Here is a 16914-nt window from a genome sequence, read left to right as displayed (position 1 = left end):
ACGGGATAAATGCCGTTGCGGTCGGGTATGCCAAAAGCATAGCATCTGTGTTGTGTAGAGGAACGATGACGATGCGGACTTGGCTAAAGACGACCGCATGCAAGACGATCGTGACCTGCGGGTCGATCGTCGTCAGCGTCGCGCAGGTCGGCGCTGTGCCGCTGCCCGGTCGTCAGGATCGTGACATGGACTGGCGCCGGGTCGCGACCGAGGCCGATCGCGGGCGGTTGAGGGGGTGGCGCGGTGCGTGGATCGACGCGCTGGCGCAAGTCGACCCCAAAGAGGTCGCGGGCGATCCGATATTGTTCAACCCGGATCGCTCGCTTGTCGATCCGTTGCCGCCCGAAGGCGCGTATCGGTGCCGCACCTACAAGCTGGGCGCGCGTGCCGGGATCGGTCCGACCTTCACCATGTCGGGATGGTTCGCCTGCCGGATCGGTACGGGCGACGACGACGGCGAGAAAGTGGTCAGCCTCGTCAAGCTCGACGGATCGCAGCGCCCGGTCGGCACGATCTTCGCCGACACCAACGCGCGCGCCGTCTTTCTCGGGACGATGGAGCTCGGCGACGAGAAGCGGCCGATGCGCTATGGCCGGGATGCCAATCGCGACATGGCGGGGTTGATCGAACGGATCGGCGCCAAGCGCTGGCGCGTCGTGCTGCCCTATCCCAGGTTCGAGTCGGTGCTGGACGTGGTCGAACTGGTGCCCGCAAACTAGCGTGGCGAGGCGGACGTCGGTTGAGTGAGCGCTGCCGTCGCGGACTGATACGCGGCCACGGCCGACGCCGACGTTGCGGGTACGGCGCCGACCGGCACGATCGGCGCAAGGCTCGCGAGATACGCCTTGCCGTGCATCCCGACCGGGATGACCCGACCGATGTTCGCCGCGCCGACCGCCTTCAGATACGAGCGCGGCTTCTTCATCAGCTTGGTCTGGTCGAGCCCCGACAGTCCGACGATCCGCGCCGCTTCCTTGACGAAGTGGACGCAATTGTGATCGCCGAGACGGTACACGCTGTCCGGCTTGCCCTCGCTCCACGCGTCGACCAGCTTCAGCACCTGCGTATATTGCCCGTCGGTCATCACCACCGAGAACTGCGCGTCGCTGCCTGCGACGTAGGTAGGCTTTGCGATGTCGAGCTTGCCCGAGACCGGGCCCATCAGCAGCGCCGGGGATACCGATTTCGCGGTAAAGCCGAAGTTCGCGTCGACCGGCGCGCCGCCAGCGTCGGGTACGCCCCGCAACGTGAAGAACGCATGCGGGAAGCTGTTGCCGAGCTCGTGGCTCCAGAAGGTGATGGTAACGGCAGCCTGTGCGGGGAGCGCATATCCCAAGCACAGGCAGAGCAGGGCGATCAGCCGAAATAGCGGTCTCATTCCCCAACATTATTTAGGAATGTCGAGCCTTGCCAGTGGGATGAGTCTGATTTTCATCAGTGTGGCGTGGTAGTCACATCAGCGGTGTCCGGCGTTGCAGGGGTATGGGCGAGCGTCGCGTTCTCACGCTTCTCGGGCCGGATGTAGATCGACGACAGCGTCGGGACGGCGGCGCGAAGTTCGGTCTCCATCGCCTCGATCATCGTCTCGCCATCGCCCATCGTCACCGAATCGTCGAAGTCGGCGCTGATCGCCGCGAAGATGCTCTCGGGCGCCGTGTGGATCGTGCGAACGTGATTGACCGAGACGACCGCGGGATGCGCCGCGACGATTTTGCGGATCATGGCGATCACCGCGGGGTCGGCGCGCTCGCCGATCAGCAAGCCCTTCGATTCGCGGGCGAGCAGGACCGCGACCATCGCGAGGATCACGCCGATCGCGATCGACGCGGCCCCGTCGATCCAAGGCTGGTTGAACGCATGGCTCGCCCAGATGCCGATCCCGGCGATCACGAGGCCGGCAAGCGCCGCCGAATCCTCGAACAGCACAATGAACCCGGCGGGATCCTTCGACCGGTGGATCGCGTCCCACCAGCCCAGATCGCCCTTGGCCTTGGCGAACTCGCGCATCGCGATCGTCCAGCTGCTACCCTCGAGCGCGAACGAGATCGCCAGCACGACATAGGCGACTGTCGGGCTCGTCAACGGTTCGGGCTCGCGGATATGCCGCCAGCCCTCGAAGATCGACACGCCCGCACCGATCGCGAAGATCAGGATCGCGACGACGAACGCCCAGAAATACAGCTCGCGACCATAGCCGAACGGATGCGCCTCGTCGGCGGGGCGCTTGGCCTTGCGCTGGCCATAGAGCAGCAGCACCTGGTTGCCGCTGTCGACCACCGAATGGACGCCTTCGGTGAGCATCGACGACGATCCGGTCATCCCGGCCGCCACGAATTTAGCCACGCCGATCCCGAGATTTGCGGCGAGGGCGCCATAGAGGACGATGTCGTCCTTGATGCGAGCAGTCAGTGTCTTGGCCATGCCGCCGTCCTACACGAGGGAGGGCCATTGGAAAGGGCCGGCTTCGCAACGGTTTGGGTATCGCCACTCGACCTTCACCTTGCCGGGGGAGGATAATCAAGAACGGGAATACCCGCCGATGGACGAGCCAACGGCGGGTACCTTTCCTCCCCAGGAAACTGTGTGAAGCGCGTCAGCCAAGCCGGCCGAGGCGGTGGTACAGCGCACTCATCCGCGTCAGGCGTTCGTCGTCGATCGAGGTCTTGCTGATCATTTCGCCGAGCACTTCCTTCATCAGCGCGAAATCGTTGGTCGAGAAGACGGCGCGGGCGCGGGGTTGTTCGGTGGTCGTCTGCATGGCTTGCCTCCTTCGATGATACACGGGTCGTCTTGTCTCTCTCTTTACAGCGAGGCTGGGTCGAGAGAGGCGATGCACACGTACTAACGGGGATGGCCGGCAGGTTGGAACGCAATACCGCATCCTCTCCGCGTCGCGGTGTCCGTACAGCTTGTCTAGCGACTGTAGATCTGTAAATATCGTGACAGGAGGGTTTGCGATGGCGGAGCGGAAATTGCTGGCGGGGCATGCGATCCGTCGCTTGCGGCGTGGGGCGGGGCTTACGCAGGCGGCGATGGCCGACATGCTCGCGATCAGTCCGAGCTATCTCAACCTCGTCGAGCGTAACCAGCGTCCGGTATCGGCGACGCTGCTGATCAAACTGGCGGAGAGTTTCGACTTCGATCCGCGGTCTCTGACCGCGGCCGAGCCCGGCGGCGGCGCGGATGCGATCCGGCGCCGGCTGGCGGACCCGATGTTCGCCGACCTCGAGATCGACCGCAACGAAGTCGAGGAATGGCTCGCCAGCGCGCCCGGCGGCGCGGCGGCGTTCGCGCGCGTGTTCGACAGGATCGGCGATGGCGCGGTGACCGAAGCCGGCGACGATCCGGTGACTTTGGTGCGCCGCGAGATTGAACGCTGGCGCAACCACTTCGCCGATCTCGACGCGGCGGCGGAGGCATTGGCGGACGAATTGCGGCTCGGTGCGGGCGATCTGTATGGCGCGATCGCCGAACGATTGCGCGCGAAGCACGGCCTGACGATTCGGGTGCTGCCGGCCGACGTGTTGCCGGACATGCTCCGCCGGCTGGACCTGCATGCGCGCCAGTTGCAGCTGAGCGAGATGCTCGACCCTGCCTCACGTACGTTCGCGGTCGCTTTCCAGCTCGGCCAGATCGAGGCAAAGGCGGAGATCGACGCTCTGGCCAAGGGGGCGGGTTTCACCGATCGCGCCGCCGAGCGGCTTTATCGTCGCCACCTGCTCGGGTATTTCGCCGCCGCGCTGATGATGCCGTATGCGCGGTTCCTGCGTGGCTGCGAGGCCACCGGGTATGACATCGAGTTGTTGCAACGGCGTTTCGGCGCGGGTTTCGAGCAAGTCGCACACCGGTTGACGACGTTGCAGCGCGTCGGTGCACGCGGCTTGCCCTTTTTCATGATCCGGATCGACCGCGCTGGGCAGGCATCAAAGCGCTACCCCGGTGCAAGCGGTGCTGCATTGGTCGAGGCGGAGGGGCGTTGTCCGTTGTGGCGACTGCACCACGCGTTCGACCGGCCCGGCAGCCTGATGGTGCAATTGGTCGAGCTGGAAGACGGTGCACGCTGGCTGACGATGGCGCGGACGGTGACGCCGCAAGGCAGTCGCTTCGGTGCGGTGCATGCGGAGTTTGCGATCGGTCTTGGCGTTGCCGCGTCGCAGGCCGGCGTGCTGGCGGCGGCAAGCGGCTTCGACTTGGCGGGGAGGGCGATGCCGATCGGTCTCGGCTGCCGCGCCTGTTTTCGTAATGATTGTCCGCAACGCTCAATCGCGCCGGCAGGGCGGGCGCTGCTGATCAACGAACGCGAGCGGCGAACGTCGGCACTGACGTTTGCGGGCGACTGACGCCGTGGCAACGCAACCGGATCATTGCACGCTGTGCAAAGCTTCCAGCTGGCGATTTGGTGTCATTCCGCTATATCTTCCGTTCGCGCCACAGGAAATGGTAAGCAAAAAACATGCGGTTGATTAACATAGACTGGACATCAGACGCGGTTATATTCCTCGTCACGGTATTCGCCTTGGTCGTTGTTACAGTCGTCATGCTGGAAAGACTTTTTCCAAAAGGGCGAGACAAGCGACGGCGATCGGCGGAAAAATCGAATGAAATCATAGACTAGATATTTTGAGATGATGTGATCATCTCTGGGCGAAGAAAAATCATCAAACTCCCGTTTTTCCACCAGTCCGCAGAGTATTTCCCCGAACCTATAGACCAAGCAGCGACGTGCCAACGCTGAGTACATTCACACGGGTACCCAAGGGACAGCCCGTGCGCTAACCGGGATTTGCGTCCTCTGGTGATTTGGGGCGCATGGGGGAAGTGTAATGGCGCGTGTTCTGATATTCGGTTTCAGCGTCACGGAAGAAACCGCCGGCTTCGTTCCCTTGGTCAGACGCGCCTTGTCGGGCGAGATCGCGGTCGAAAGCAAGGCGCTCGGCGGCGCCGCCATTCCTGTCGTGCCCTATCTCGGGCGGCTGCTGCGCTACGATCGGTACGATTACGTGCTGTTCGAGATTGCCACCTGTCTGCGCTATGCCGAGGCTGATCCGGATCGCTATGACCGTGAGCTGGCGGAGACCGTCGCGCAGGTGCGGCAGGCCGGTGCGATGCCGTGTTTCGTCAACCTGTTCCGCGGCCCGGTCGATTATCGGACCGATCGGCTGATCCGAGCAATCCGCACCCTGGCGGAAAAGGACGACCTGCCACTGCTCGACCTCACCGATACTATGGTGGAAGCGAAGGCGGAGGGGCGCCTTGCGGACCTGTTGCGCGACGGTACGCATACTACACCGCTGGGGGCCGCGTATTATGCCGATGCGATCACCGCGTTCCTGCGTCGCATCGTCCGGGATCGACCCTGGGCCAATCATACCGATACGGTTTGCGAAGGCCGTTTCCGGTATATTCCTGCAACCAGCTTCGGTCCGGTGGCCGGTGTGATGGAACGCAAGGGTATCAAACTGCCGTATGTCGAGCTTGCGGCGGGCGCCGTGCTGCGCGGCACTCTGTCCGAGGGATTGACGTTTCGCGGGTTGCTGTTCGCCATGGGGCCGGCGACGGGAATTTTCGAAGTCGCGTCCGGGGGGATGGCGCACAAGGCGACCGCCTATGATGAATTCAGCTATTATCGACGCTTTTCCTATTGGCTTCGTAGCCTGCCGCAATCGCGCAACTTCATCGTCCGGCAACTCGATCTCGAACCGAAGGCCGTGCTACGCAAGGGCGAGCGCCATGACGGTCCCCGCGTCGGACAGATTGCCGGCATTCTCGCCGAAGAGATTGGTTAGCCGGGCGTGACCGACCAGACCGACTGACGCGCAGCAGGTCGGCGGACACACCCACCGTTCCGGTCCCGGCGCGCGCGATGCTGCTGTAATGCGGGCGGGTGTTCCCGATGCGTTGACGTCCGCGAGGCTTGCCAATAGCCAGCCTGCATGTCTTCCGTCGCCCCCCCCGCCCGCGGATGCGCGACCCCGCGCGCCACGCGACCTGATATTTCTGCGAGGATCGATCATGCCGTTTCCTGATCGCTACGACGTCCTGATCGTCGGTGCAGGCCATGCCGGGTCGCAGGCGGCGATCGCGCTGCGCCAACGCGGGTTCGACGGAACGATCGCGCTGCTCGGCGATGAGCCCTCGCTGCCCTATGAGCGACCACCTTTGTCGAAGGAGTATCTCGCGGGCGACAAGCCGTTCGAGCGCATCCTGCTCCGGCCGGCAAGTTTTTGGGACGATCGCAGGATCACGCTGCTGCCTGGGCAGACGGTCGTCGAGGTTGATCCCGACGCACACACCGTGACCACCGCCGAGGGTGCGGCGGTCGGATACGGAACGTTGATCTGGGCGACCGGGGGGGTGCCACGGCGTCTGCCGTGCGCTACGCATGATCTGGTCGGGGTTCACAGCGTACGGACGCGCGCGGATGTCGATCGGATGATCGCGGAGCTGCCGGCGGTCGATCGCGTCGTCGTGATCGGTGGCGGGTATATCGGGCTCGAGGCGGCCGCGGTGCTTACCAAGCTCGGCAAACGGGTAACCGTCCTGGAGGCCCAGGACCGCGTGCTCGCGCGCGTCACGGGTGCGGCCGTGTCGCAGTTCTACGAAGCTGAACACCGCGCGCACGGCGTCGACGTTCGCACGAGTGTCGGCGTCTCGGGCATCGAAGGTGCCACGGGGATGGTCAGCGGTGTCCGCCTCGTCGACGGCGATGTCGTGCCCTGCCAGATGGTCATCGTCGGGATCGGCGTTATACCCGCAGTCGGTCCGCTGTTGGACGCCGGTGCCGATGGCGGTGCGAAGGGCAGCGATGGCGTGCGCGTCGACGATCATTGTCGCACCACGGTGCCGGATATCTTCGCGATCGGCGATTGTGCCGCGCATGCCAATGCGTTCGCGGAGGGACAGGTGATCCGTCTGGAATCGGTGCAGAATGCCAATGACCAGGCGACTATTGTCGCAAAGACGCTGACGGGCACGCCAGAGCCGTATCACGCGGTGCCGTGGTTCTGGTCGAATCAATACGACTTGAAGCTCCAGACCGTCGGTCTCTCGTCGGGGTACGACCAGACGGTGCTGCGCGGCGATCCGACTACTCGGAGCTTCTCGCTAATTTATCTGAAGGCTGGGCGGGTAATCGCACTGGACTGCATCAACCGCGTACGGGACTACGTGCAGGGCCGCGCACTGGTCACCGGATCGGTCGAGGTGGATGCAGCCGTGCTTGCGGATACGTCGATCGAGCTCAAGACACTGGGTGTTGCCGCTATCGAGCGCTGAACGATCCGCGAGCCGAGGCTGCACGTGATGCGGGACACCGTACAGGCGGCGGCGGTCAGGCCAGCCACCCGCCGGTGAAGCCCGCACGCTGCAACCCACGCCGGATATGCGGATTGCGCTGCATCGTCGACCACACCAGCCCGGTCCGCCAATTCTCCATCATCACGACGATTGCACCCTGGTCGATCCCGAGATAATCGCCATCGACCCAGCCCATCTTCGGATCGATGCTGCCATGCTTGAGCGGTGCCGACGCAGCGGTCAGCGTCGGGTTGAACGAGTCGAGAAACCCGTATTTGCCGTAGATCTGCGTGCCGTAGCGACCATGCATCGTCTCGATCGCGCGCCGTGCCAGTTCGGGCTCGAACGCGATCGACGCCGCCGCCGCGGTGGGTGCGAGCGTGCCGTCGTCGCGATCGTCCGGCCCGCGCGCGGAATAGCTGAAGAACTCACGCTTGCGCCCGCCGAGGTCGATCGTGAAGTCGCCCGGTCCGTCGCAGGCGGTCAGTCCCCAGACGTCGGGGCCGTAACCGCTCCACCCACCCGGATTGGCGATAGCATACGCCCGCTGCGACCGCACCGCTCTGCGGCTGTTCTCGAAATAATCGATGCCCTTCTTCGCCATGTAGCGGTCGCGGATGCCGCGGAAATCGATCCAGCAATGGCTGTATTGATGCACGAACAGCGGCGCGAAATGGATATGCGGCTCGCCGCCCCATTTGTCCGTCCACTGCGCATCGAAGCGATCGGTCCACGTGTCCCAGGTGTCCGCCGGCAACGCATGCGTCGGCGATCCCAGCGCCAGCACGTACAGCAGCATCGCCTCGTTAAAGATGTTCCAGTCGTGCGGAATAAAGCCGCTTTCGGGGTGCCATCCCATCGACATGAACGGCGGTCGCGGCACGATCCAGCTCCAGTCAATCGCCGCATATAGCTGATCCGCAAGCGCCCGGATCCGGACCTCGCCGGGATGATCCGAGTCGAACCAGCTCTGCGCGAACAGCACCCCACCGATCAGCAGCGCGGTGTCGATCGTCGACAGTTCCGCGCGGGCGAACCGGTGCCCCTTGGTGGTACCGAGGAAGTGATAGAACAGCCCCTTGTAGCCGCTATCGTCGCTCTTGCTGTCGCCCTGCGGCGCGGCGGCAAAGAATTCCAGCGTAGCGAGTGTCCGCGTCCGCGCCTCGTCGCGCGTGATCCAGCCGTTGACGACGCCGATCGGATACGCGGTCAGCGCAAACCCGACCGCGGCGATCGACGCGAACGACGGCGTCGGCCAGCGATCCGGCGCCAGCCCGGTCGCCGGATCCGTCGTCTCCCAGAAGAACCGAAAGCTGCGCTGGTGCAGATCGGCGAGCAGCGCGGTCGGCATCGCCGTGCCGCTAGCCGTACCGGTCGTGGCGCCGGTCCCGAGCCGGGTAGCGGACGGCATCGCGCAGCCGGCCATAAGTCCCGCCAGGCCCAACGTCGTGTGGCCCAGCAACTGCCTGCGATCGATCATGGCGTCCTTCGGTTACTGATAAGCGAACAGGGGCGGGACGCGGCATGACCGCGTCCCGCTGGTGTGTCTTAGAACGAGAAGCCCGCCGACAGCTTGACGGTACGCGGTGCGTTGCCGCCGATGCTGTAGGACGACCGCTGACCAAAGGCCGGATCGCTCGCATTGGCGTTGAAGTCGACATAGTTGCGATCGTTCATCACGTTCAGGATATCGAGCCGCATCCGGACCCGCGCCTGATCGTTCACGAAGCCGATCGGCACATATTTGGTGAAGGCGAAATCGAGCTGACGGCGACCCCAGGCATCGCCGAGGCCGGCCGTCTGCCGTCCGACCAGGACACGCCCGAACGGATCCGCATTGTCGATGAAGCCCTTCACAAAGCTCGGCGATTCGATCTGGAACTTGCTCGAGAACGTGACGCCGATCGGGGTGTCGACGCTGCCCGCGATCACGAACCGGTGACGCGGCACGCCCGACGAGCGCAGTGTCGGATAGTCCGAGATCTGCGCATAATCGAGCGAATAGGTCTCGCCGAACTGCCGGTTCTCTTCCGCCCGGGTATAGGTGTAGGTGGCGTCGATGCTCCACGGCGAGGATGCCGAATACACCTTGGTCAGCTTGAAATAGGCGGCGTCCGAATTGGTCTTCAACCCATTGCTGCCGAGGATGATCGAGCCGTAGCCGCTGGGCGTGAAGGTGAAGGGCGATTGCGGGATATCGGTCGCCGAGGTCGGATCGTTGAAGAAGAACGAGCCGTCCGGACGGCGATTGCCGAGCAGGAAGACGAACCCGTCATTGCTTTCGATATGCGTGACGCCGACCTCCAGCTCGACCGGCGAGAAGCGACCGCGCACGCCAAGGCTGAACTGGTCCGAATAGGGCACCTTCAGGTCGTTCTTCATGAAGCGGAACTCGCTGCCGCCGCCGGTCGCGGCGCCGAGCAGTTGCTGGCGCCCGGCATCGGTCAGGTAGATCGGATTCCAGGCTATGCAGGTCTGGCTCGGCGTGCAGGGATTGACCGAGTCGTTGCCGATGAAGTTGAAGCTGCGGACCTGGAACCGGCCCTGGCTGACTTCCTGCTGGAGGAAGTCGAACTGGTTGCGGTCGTAGGACCGGCCATAGCCGCCGAACATCGAGAAGCGGCCCGCCTCGTCGAAGCGATAGGTGAAGCCGAGACGCGGCTGCCAGGCGCCCTTGAACGCCTTCCGCTTGCTGCCGTCCGTGATGAAGTCGTTGATGTTGTAGTCGGCGCCAATGAGGTTCGGATAGTTTTCGGGCGACACCGCAGCCACATTGACCGCTGGCGTGACGTAATCGAGATAGGCGGGGGTCCGCTCATAGTCCCAGCGCAGGCCGAGATTCAGCGTGAGGTGGCTGGTGACGTCCCAATCGTCCTGCGCGTAGAAGCCGATCTGGAAGTTCTTGGACCGGACCGTCGCGTTACCCGACGCATCCGTCGTCGCACCGAACTGGAGCCGGTAGGGCAGCGTGTCGTTGAAGGCGACGCCGGGGATCGCGTTGACGTCATAGGTGTATAGCGGGTTGGTCAGGTTCTGCTCGAGCGAATTGAGCTTTACCCATTTGGCCTTGCCGCCCACCTTGATCGTATGGCCCTGGAAGCCGGTGAAGGTGAAATCGTCCTGGAACGTCCAGCCTTTCTGGCCCTTCGACTGGAAGTTGCTGCCCGCGCCGAACCGCAAGAGGTCAGTCCGCGAGACGGCCGTTCCGAACCGCTGGGTCGCCTGGAAGAATTGCGTGATGCCGTCGCTGGCGGGCGTCGGCGAAAAGACCGCATCCTCATAGGACAGGCGCGCATCGTTGATCCACTGGTTGCCGGTATGCTGCCAGCGCAGCAGCCCGCGCTTTTCGTCAACCTTGTTGAGCGTGGACGTGCTCGCCGCGTCGATCCCGGTCGTGTTCTGGAGGCCCGATTCCTTGCGGTACTTGCCGGACAGTTCGATCAGGTCGTTGTCGGTCGGCACGATGTCGATCTTGCCGAAATACAGGTCTTCTTTGAATGTCTGCGCGAAGGTGCCGAAATTATCGCGATACTGCTCGGGGACGGGCGAGATCGGGAAGTCGTTGTTCGGGCGGACGTCATACGGGCTGGAGATGCGCTTGCCTTCGTAGGTGCCGAAGAAGTGCATCTTGTCCTTGATGATCGGGCCACCCAGCGCGGCGCCGAACTGTTTGTTGCTGGTGTCCGCCTTGGGGATGTTGGTCGGGAAGATTTCGCTCGGGCGGCGGTCGCGCAGATCCTGATTGGTGAAGTCGAAAAACGCCTCGCCGTGAAACTCGTTGGTGCCCGACTTGGTGCCCGCGGTGATCGCGACCGAACTCACCTGGTCGAACTCGGCCTTGTAGTTGGACGACAGCACCTGATATTCGCCGATCGCGAGCTGCGGAAAGGGGTTGCCCGAGCTGGTGTCCTGGCCAGTGATGCCGTTCTTGAGAACATAATCCTTCTGGCTGACGCCATCGATGAAGACGTTGACCGTGCGGCTGTCCTGCGCGCCACCCTGGATGCGCGACGTGCCGCTCGAATCCTCGAGGAAGCGGACGCCCGGTGCGAGATCGGCGAAGGCGAGGAAGTTGCGGTTGTTCTGCGGCAACTGCTCGATCAGGCGCGACGAGATGACGCTGCCGACCTGGCCACCCGACAGCGAACGGATGCGGTTGCCGGTGACGACGATCTCGTCACCGCCGGTGGCTGCACCAGCGGCGGGCGCATCGGCGCCGGGGGTGCCGGCGGGTTCGGCGCCAGCGGTCGCAGCGGGCGCGGTAGGGGCTGACAAGTCAAGATCGAGCCCGGCGACCTGGCCGACACGCAGCGTGAGGGCGTCCGAATTGCGCGTGCCGTTGCGCTGCTTGATCTCGAGCCGATAGGTGCCCGCACGCAATGAGGCGAAGTTGTACGCGCCGCGAGCATCCGCTGGCACGGTGCGCCGCAAGCCCGTGGAAATCTCGATCGCGGTGACCTCGACGACCGGATTGTCGGCGGGTGCGGTGATCGTGCCGCGCAGCGAAGCCTGGCCGACCTGCGCAGCCGCCGGGGCAGGCGCATACAGCAGCCCGCCGGACAGCGCAGTCAGCGAGACGACCGCCGCACGCAACATCATCTTGTTCATGGTAGTTCCCCTATTCCCGATTATTCGGGTTTCTCGTTGTGGACGTTGGAAAGATTCTGATTGGGCTGGGCACTCAGCCTCGGCCCGGTGGACTCGCGCACGATCACGATCGGTACGCGCTGCTCGACACCGCCATCGTCGTCGCCCGCGATCGCCTTCACGAGCCGGGCGACCGCGCTGGCGCCGAAGCTGGCGATGTCGATGCTCGCCGAGGTGAGCGACGGCGAGATGAGCCGGGTCAGCGGAACATCGTCGAATCCGGCAATCGCAATCTGGTCGGGGACGACGATGCCGGCACGCTTGAGCGTCATCATCGCGCCGATCGCCATCATGTCGTTGGCGGCGAAGATCGCGTCGATATCGGCGCCCTCCTCGACCAACGTCGCGGCGGCAGCGGCGCCCGATGGCTCCTTGAAGTCGCCGGCCAGCACGCGGAGCGGAAGCCCGGCGCGCGCGCACGCCTCCTGCGCGCCGCGCAGTCGTTCGTCGGCATCGATGTTGCCCGCTGGCCCTGAGATATGGACCAGCCGCCGACGGCCGGTCGCGATCAAATGCTCGACCAGCGCCGACGCGCCCGCGACATTGTCGATCCGCAATTCGGTGCGTCCCGAGTGTCCCGGCGCACAATTCACCAGCACGGCGGGCATGCCGCGGGGCAGGTGCGCGAGCAGTTCGTCCGCCGACACCTGCGGCGCCATCACCACCAGCCCGTCGACGCGACCGCGCATCGCGTGCAGCGCCGCGACACCGCGCTGCGCATCGCCGTGCATCACCATCATCATGCAATACAGGCCGCGCTCGGACGCCTCGCGGTCCATGCCGCGCAACAGTTCGGAGAAGAACTCGCCGTGCAGGTCGGGGACGACGACGCCGATCATGCCCGACTTTGCCGAGCTCAGATGACGCGCCGCAGCGTGAGGGACATAACCGAGCCGCAAGGCGACGCTCTCGATGTGCTCGCGCACTTCGGGGCGCACGTTGCTGTGCCCGTTCAGCGCGCGCGACACGGTCGCCACCGACACCGCGGCTTCGCGGGCGATATCACGGACAGTGGCGTGCGGCATGAAGCGTCAGGATCCCCTCTGGCACCGATCTTCCGTTTTGCGATCGGCATCTTGTTCTTGATGTAACCGGTTACATGATCCAGAAGCAGGGATCAAGAACCTTGCGACGATCGTCTTTCCGGTGTGTGCCGGCGCGATCGCTAGAGGCATGGACAGGGGTGAGCGGATGACTGCGGCAACAAATCCACGGGCGAATTCAACGGCGATTTCACGGCGGGCGATGATGATGGGCGCCGCCGCGGTGATGGCCTGGGCGGCGAGTCCCGCACGCGCGCTGCTCCAGCAGGCGAGGGGCGGTACGGCGGCCTTGCCCGCATCGGTCGAGGCGCTGATCGGCCGGATGACGGTGGTCGAAAAGGCCGGCCAGCTGACGCTGATGGCGGCGGCCTGGGCTGGCGGCGCAGCAACATCGCTCAACCCGGCCGGCGGGACCGCCAGTTTCGATAGTCAACTTGCCGATGTTCGGGCGGGGCGGCTTGGTGGTGTGTTCAATGGCAACGGCGCGGTGATGGCGCAGCGGATGCAGACCGTTGCCATGCGCGAGTCGCGGCTGAAGATCCCGCTGCTGTTCGCGGCCGACGTCATCCACGGCTTGCGGACCGTGTTTCCGGTGCCGCTGGCCGAGGCCGCGAGTTTCGATCCGGAGCTGGCGCGGCGGACCGCGCGCGCGGCCGGTGCCGAGGCTGCTGCATCCGGGATCGACTGGACCTTCGCGCCGATGGTCGACATCGCCCATGACGCGCGCTGGGGTCGCGGCGTCGAGGGTGCCGGCGAAGACGTGCTACTCGGCCGGATGATGGCTGCCGCCCGAGTGCGCGGGTTCCAGGGCGAACGCGGGCTCGCGGCACCCGATGCGGTCGCGTCGTGCGCGAAGCATTTTGCCGCCTATGGCGCGGCCGAGGCGGGGCTCGACTACAACTCGGTCGACATCTCCGAACGCACTCTCCGCGAAACGTATTTCCCGCCGTTCCAGTCAGCCTTTGCGGCGGGGGCACCGACCGTGATGGCGTCGTTCAACGAGATCAACGGCGTCCCCGCCACTGCCAACCCCTGGCTGCTCACCGACGTGCTGCGGCGTGAATGGGGTTTCGGCGGGCTGGTCGTCTCCGACTATACCGGTGACGAGGAACTGATCGCGCACGGCTTTGCTGCGGACGCGCGCGAGGCGACCAAGCTCGCCTTCATGGCCGGCGTCGACATGAGCATGCAGAGCGGGTTCTACCTCAAACACCTGCCCGATCTGGTCGCGTCCGGGGACGTGTCGATGGCGCGGCTCGACGAAGCCGTCCGCCGCGTGCTCGCGTTGAAAGTGCAGCTCGGTCTGTTCGACGACCCGTTCCGCCGGATCGATCCGCGCCGCGAGAAGACCCGGATCCGCACGCGCGCGAGCCTCGCGCTCGCCCGCGAGGCCGGTGCGAAGTCGATCGTCATGCTCAAGAACGACGGCGGTCTCCTGCCGCTGCCGAGGCAAGGCAAGCGGATCGCGCTGATCGGTCCGTTCGCGGCTGGACAGCACGACCTGATCGGCCCCTGGAACGTCTACGGCACCGATGCTGAGGCGGTCGACCTCGCGACCGGCGTCCGCGCGACGGTTGCCGATCCGTCGCTTGTCAGCGTCGCGCTCGGTTCGGGTGTCGATGATCCACTGGCTGGCGGCATCCCCGCCGCCGTCACTGCGGCGCAAGCTGCCGATATCGTCGTGCTCGCAATCGGCGAAAGCCAGCGCATGTCGGGCGAGGCACAGTCGCGCGTCGACATCGTCATTCCGCCCGCCCAGATGGCGCTGGTCGAGGCGGTCGCGGCAACCGGCAAGCCGATCGTCGTTCTACTCCGCAACGGCCGCGCATTGGCGCTCGGCGGTGCCGTGCTCGAGGCCCCCGCGATCCTCGTCACCTGGTTCCTCGGCTCGCAGGACGGCCCTGCGATCGCCGACGTTCTGTTCGGCAAGACCGGGCCGTCCGCACGCCTCCCGGTCTCATTCCCGCACGCGACGGGCCAGGAGCCCTATCATTACGATCACAAGAGCACCGGTCGTCCCAACCCGCCGGGGCCGTTGATGGAATACAAGGCGCATTACCGCGAGTTCGCCAATGACGCGTTGTTCGCGTTCGGCCACGGCCTGACCTATGGCACGATCGGCTATGCCGGCCTCGACCTCGGTTCAGCGCAGATGGCGAGTGGCGGTGCGCTGACCGTGCGCGCGACGATCACCAACACCGGCACGCGGGCTGCCGAGGAAACGGTGCAGCTCTACATCCGCGACGTCGCCGCCAGCGTCACGCGCCCGGTCCGCGAGCTGAAGGCGTTCCGTAAGGTCATGTTGAAGCCCGGCGAGAGCCAGGTCGTGGCGTTCACCCTGCGCAAGGCCGACCTGCTGTTCGTCGGACGCGACCTGAAACCGACCGTCGAGCCAGGCCGGTTCCAGATATGGGTCGCCCCTTCGGCGCAGGCCGAGGGCGTCTCCGGCGAGTTCACGCTCGCCTGACCTGCAACAGCGTATCGCGGCGAAGCGGGATGGCGATCACCGCCACCAGCATCGCCGCGATCAGCAAGGCGGGGCCCGCCAGCATCAGCCACCGGATCGCGTACAAGCTGTCCGAGCCTTGCGCCGCACCGGCCACGAACCCGTTCGCCTGATAGACCGCGCCGATTGCGAACCCAGCGCCCGCCAGCGCGATCTTCTGCACCAGCGCGAAGCTGCCGAACGCCAGCGCCTCGACGCGTTTGCCGCTCTGCGCTTCGCCCCAGTCGACCGCATCGGGCAACAGCGTCCACGCCGCCACCGAGACGCCGACGAACGCCGCCTGCATCGCCAGCAGGAACGCCGCCGTCGCGGTGGTGCCGGGGCTTGCGATCAGCGCGAACCCGGCGGGCAACAGAAGCGCGAACACTCCAGCAACGATCCAGGCGGTCCGCGCACCCCGGGCTCTTGCGACCGCCGTCCAAAGGGGCACCGCCACCAGGCTGCCGAGCGCCATGCCGGCCAACGCGTGCGGGCCACCAGGTGCATCGTGGAGCACGTAGCGAAAGAAATAGAGCACCGATTGGCTGGTCAGCGCGGTCGCGGCACCGCCCGCTGCCGCTGCGATATTGATCGCGACGAACGCGCGATTGCGAACCAGTGCGCCAAGCCCGGTCAGGATCCGGGGATGGTCGGATGTCGAAACGGGCGGTGTCGGTTCGGGAACGCGCCAGGCGATGACGATCAGCACCGGCACGCCCAGCATTGCGAGCAGCGCAGTCGCGGCGGCGTAGGTGCCGGTACCTCGGACCAGCCACGGCAGGGCCAAGGCGACCAAAACGCCTGCCGCTGCGCCGAACCCCATCCGTAGGCCTGCCACCAACGAGCGCTCCCGGCTGGTCGGCGCGACCCGCGTCGTCCACGCGGCATAGGGTATGTTGGTGAAGGCATAGAGCGTGCGGAACACGACCTGTGTCGCCAGCGCCCAGGCGGCTGCACCAGCCGGGACCGCGAACATCGCAACGAATGCCAGCCCGAGCGGCAGCGCACCCCATCCGACTAGCCGACGATAGGAAAGCCGCATCCGCTCCGCTGCCGCGCCGGCGGCGAAATCCGCGATTCCGTCCCAGATCGCGCCGATCATGAAAACGATACCCGCGGTCGCCGGCGGCAACGCCAGCACGTCGATATAGTAGAATAGCAGATATAGACTGATCGCCTGCCAGTAGAGATTGAACGCGAAGTCCCCGGCACTGAACACTACCAGCGTGCCGCGCACGGACGACGATCTGCGACGTCGGATCATAGGGTCACGCGGTAGAAACGGCATTTCACGCAGGATCGCACGCAGTTGGACCGGCGGCGTCGGCCTAGGAGAATAACAACCGGGGCAACGCGATCTGCGAGTATCGCGAGGGGCGGTGGGGGAAGCGACATCATGGCGCGTCTTCGCGGCTCGTTCGCCCCGGCGCAACGGCCGACCGC

Annotated in this window: 12 protein-coding genes; 5 read left to right on the top strand and 7 right to left on the bottom strand. The window is 65.2% G+C overall.

What is annotated here, in order from left to right:
- The first annotated feature begins 71 nt into the window (after positions 1-71).
- Positions 72-719, top strand: coding sequence for a DUF4893 domain-containing protein (locus C8J40_RS08655; protein ID WP_132896968.1), 648 nt, complete (start codon positions 72-74; stop codon positions 717-719).
- On the opposite strand, the gene C8J40_RS08650 is transcribed toward C8J40_RS08655, so the two are convergent.
- The 3 genes from C8J40_RS08650 to C8J40_RS20235 form a co-directional block, all read right to left on the bottom strand.
- Entirely contained in the window at positions 716-1378 is a 663-nt protein-coding gene (locus tag C8J40_RS08650; protein ID WP_132896705.1) for a hypothetical protein, read from the bottom strand. The genes C8J40_RS08655 and C8J40_RS08650 overlap by 4 nt on opposite strands.
- A 56-nt stretch (positions 1379-1434) precedes the next feature.
- A complete protein-coding gene (locus C8J40_RS08645; protein ID WP_132896704.1) occupies positions 1435-2421 on the bottom strand; it encodes a cation diffusion facilitator family transporter in 987 nt (328 codons plus the stop codon).
- 172 nt (positions 2422-2593) lie between these two features.
- Positions 2594-2758 carry a hypothetical protein gene (locus C8J40_RS20235; protein ID WP_164913371.1) on the bottom strand — a complete coding sequence of 55 codons (165 nt, stop codon included), beginning with the start codon at positions 2756-2758 and terminating at the stop codon, positions 2594-2596.
- A gap of 199 nt (positions 2759-2957) precedes the next feature.
- Here C8J40_RS20235 and C8J40_RS08640 point away from each other — a divergent pair, with 199 nt between their 5' ends.
- The 3 genes from C8J40_RS08640 to C8J40_RS08630 all read left to right on the top strand — a co-directional run bounded on the left by C8J40_RS08640 (position 2958) and on the right by C8J40_RS08630 (position 7275).
- Complete coding sequence (locus C8J40_RS08640; RefSeq protein WP_132896703.1) at positions 2958-4340, top strand: helix-turn-helix transcriptional regulator; 1383 nt, start codon at positions 2958-2960, stop codon at positions 4338-4340.
- Positions 4341-4823: 483 nt separating this feature from the next.
- Positions 4824-5786: an SGNH/GDSL hydrolase family protein gene (locus C8J40_RS08635; protein ID WP_132896702.1), complete on the top strand. Its 963-nt coding sequence runs from the start codon at positions 4824-4826 to the stop codon at positions 5784-5786.
- Positions 5787-6012: 226 nt separating this feature from the next.
- Positions 6013-7275, top strand: coding sequence for an FAD-dependent oxidoreductase (locus tag C8J40_RS08630; protein ID WP_132896701.1), 1263 nt, complete (start codon positions 6013-6015; stop codon positions 7273-7275).
- A 55-nt stretch (positions 7276-7330) separates the two neighbouring features.
- Here C8J40_RS08630 and C8J40_RS08625 read toward each other — a convergent pair whose 3' ends face one another.
- The 3 genes from C8J40_RS08625 to C8J40_RS08615 all read right to left on the bottom strand — a co-directional run bounded on the left by C8J40_RS08625 (position 7331) and on the right by C8J40_RS08615 (position 12968).
- Positions 7331-8776 (bottom strand): glucoamylase family protein, encoded by a 1446-nt coding sequence (locus tag C8J40_RS08625; protein WP_132896700.1) that lies wholly within the window; start codon positions 8774-8776, stop codon positions 7331-7333.
- Between the two features lie 68 nt (positions 8777-8844).
- Positions 8845-11904, bottom strand: a complete 3060-nt coding sequence (locus C8J40_RS08620) for a TonB-dependent receptor (protein ID WP_243693288.1) — start codon at positions 11902-11904, stop codon at positions 8845-8847.
- A 20-nt stretch (positions 11905-11924) separates the two neighbouring features.
- Positions 11925-12968, bottom strand: a complete 1044-nt coding sequence (locus C8J40_RS08615) for a LacI family DNA-binding transcriptional regulator (RefSeq protein WP_132896699.1) — start codon at positions 12966-12968, stop codon at positions 11925-11927.
- Between the two features lie 220 nt (positions 12969-13188).
- Between C8J40_RS08615 and C8J40_RS08610 the strand changes: the two genes are divergently transcribed.
- Positions 13189-15453, top strand: coding sequence for a glycoside hydrolase family 3 N-terminal domain-containing protein (locus C8J40_RS08610; protein ID WP_132896698.1), 2265 nt, complete (start codon positions 13189-13191; stop codon positions 15451-15453).
- On the opposite strand, the gene C8J40_RS08605 is transcribed toward C8J40_RS08610, so the two are convergent.
- The gene (locus C8J40_RS08605) at positions 15440-16735 is read right to left on the bottom strand and encodes an MFS transporter (RefSeq protein ID WP_132896697.1); all 1296 of its coding nucleotides are present in this window, start codon (positions 16733-16735) and stop codon (positions 15440-15442) included. The two genes, C8J40_RS08610 and C8J40_RS08605, sit on opposite strands and share 14 nt — an antisense overlap.
- Positions 16736-16914 lie beyond the last annotated feature (179 nt).

It is taken from the genome of Sphingomonas sp. PP-CC-3A-396 (assembly GCF_004343105.1).
Taxonomy (GTDB): Bacteria; Pseudomonadota; Alphaproteobacteria; order Sphingomonadales; family Sphingomonadaceae; genus Sphingomonas.
The sequence above is the reverse complement of the archived record's forward strand: the minus strand, read 5'-3'. Positions and strand labels throughout refer to the sequence as shown.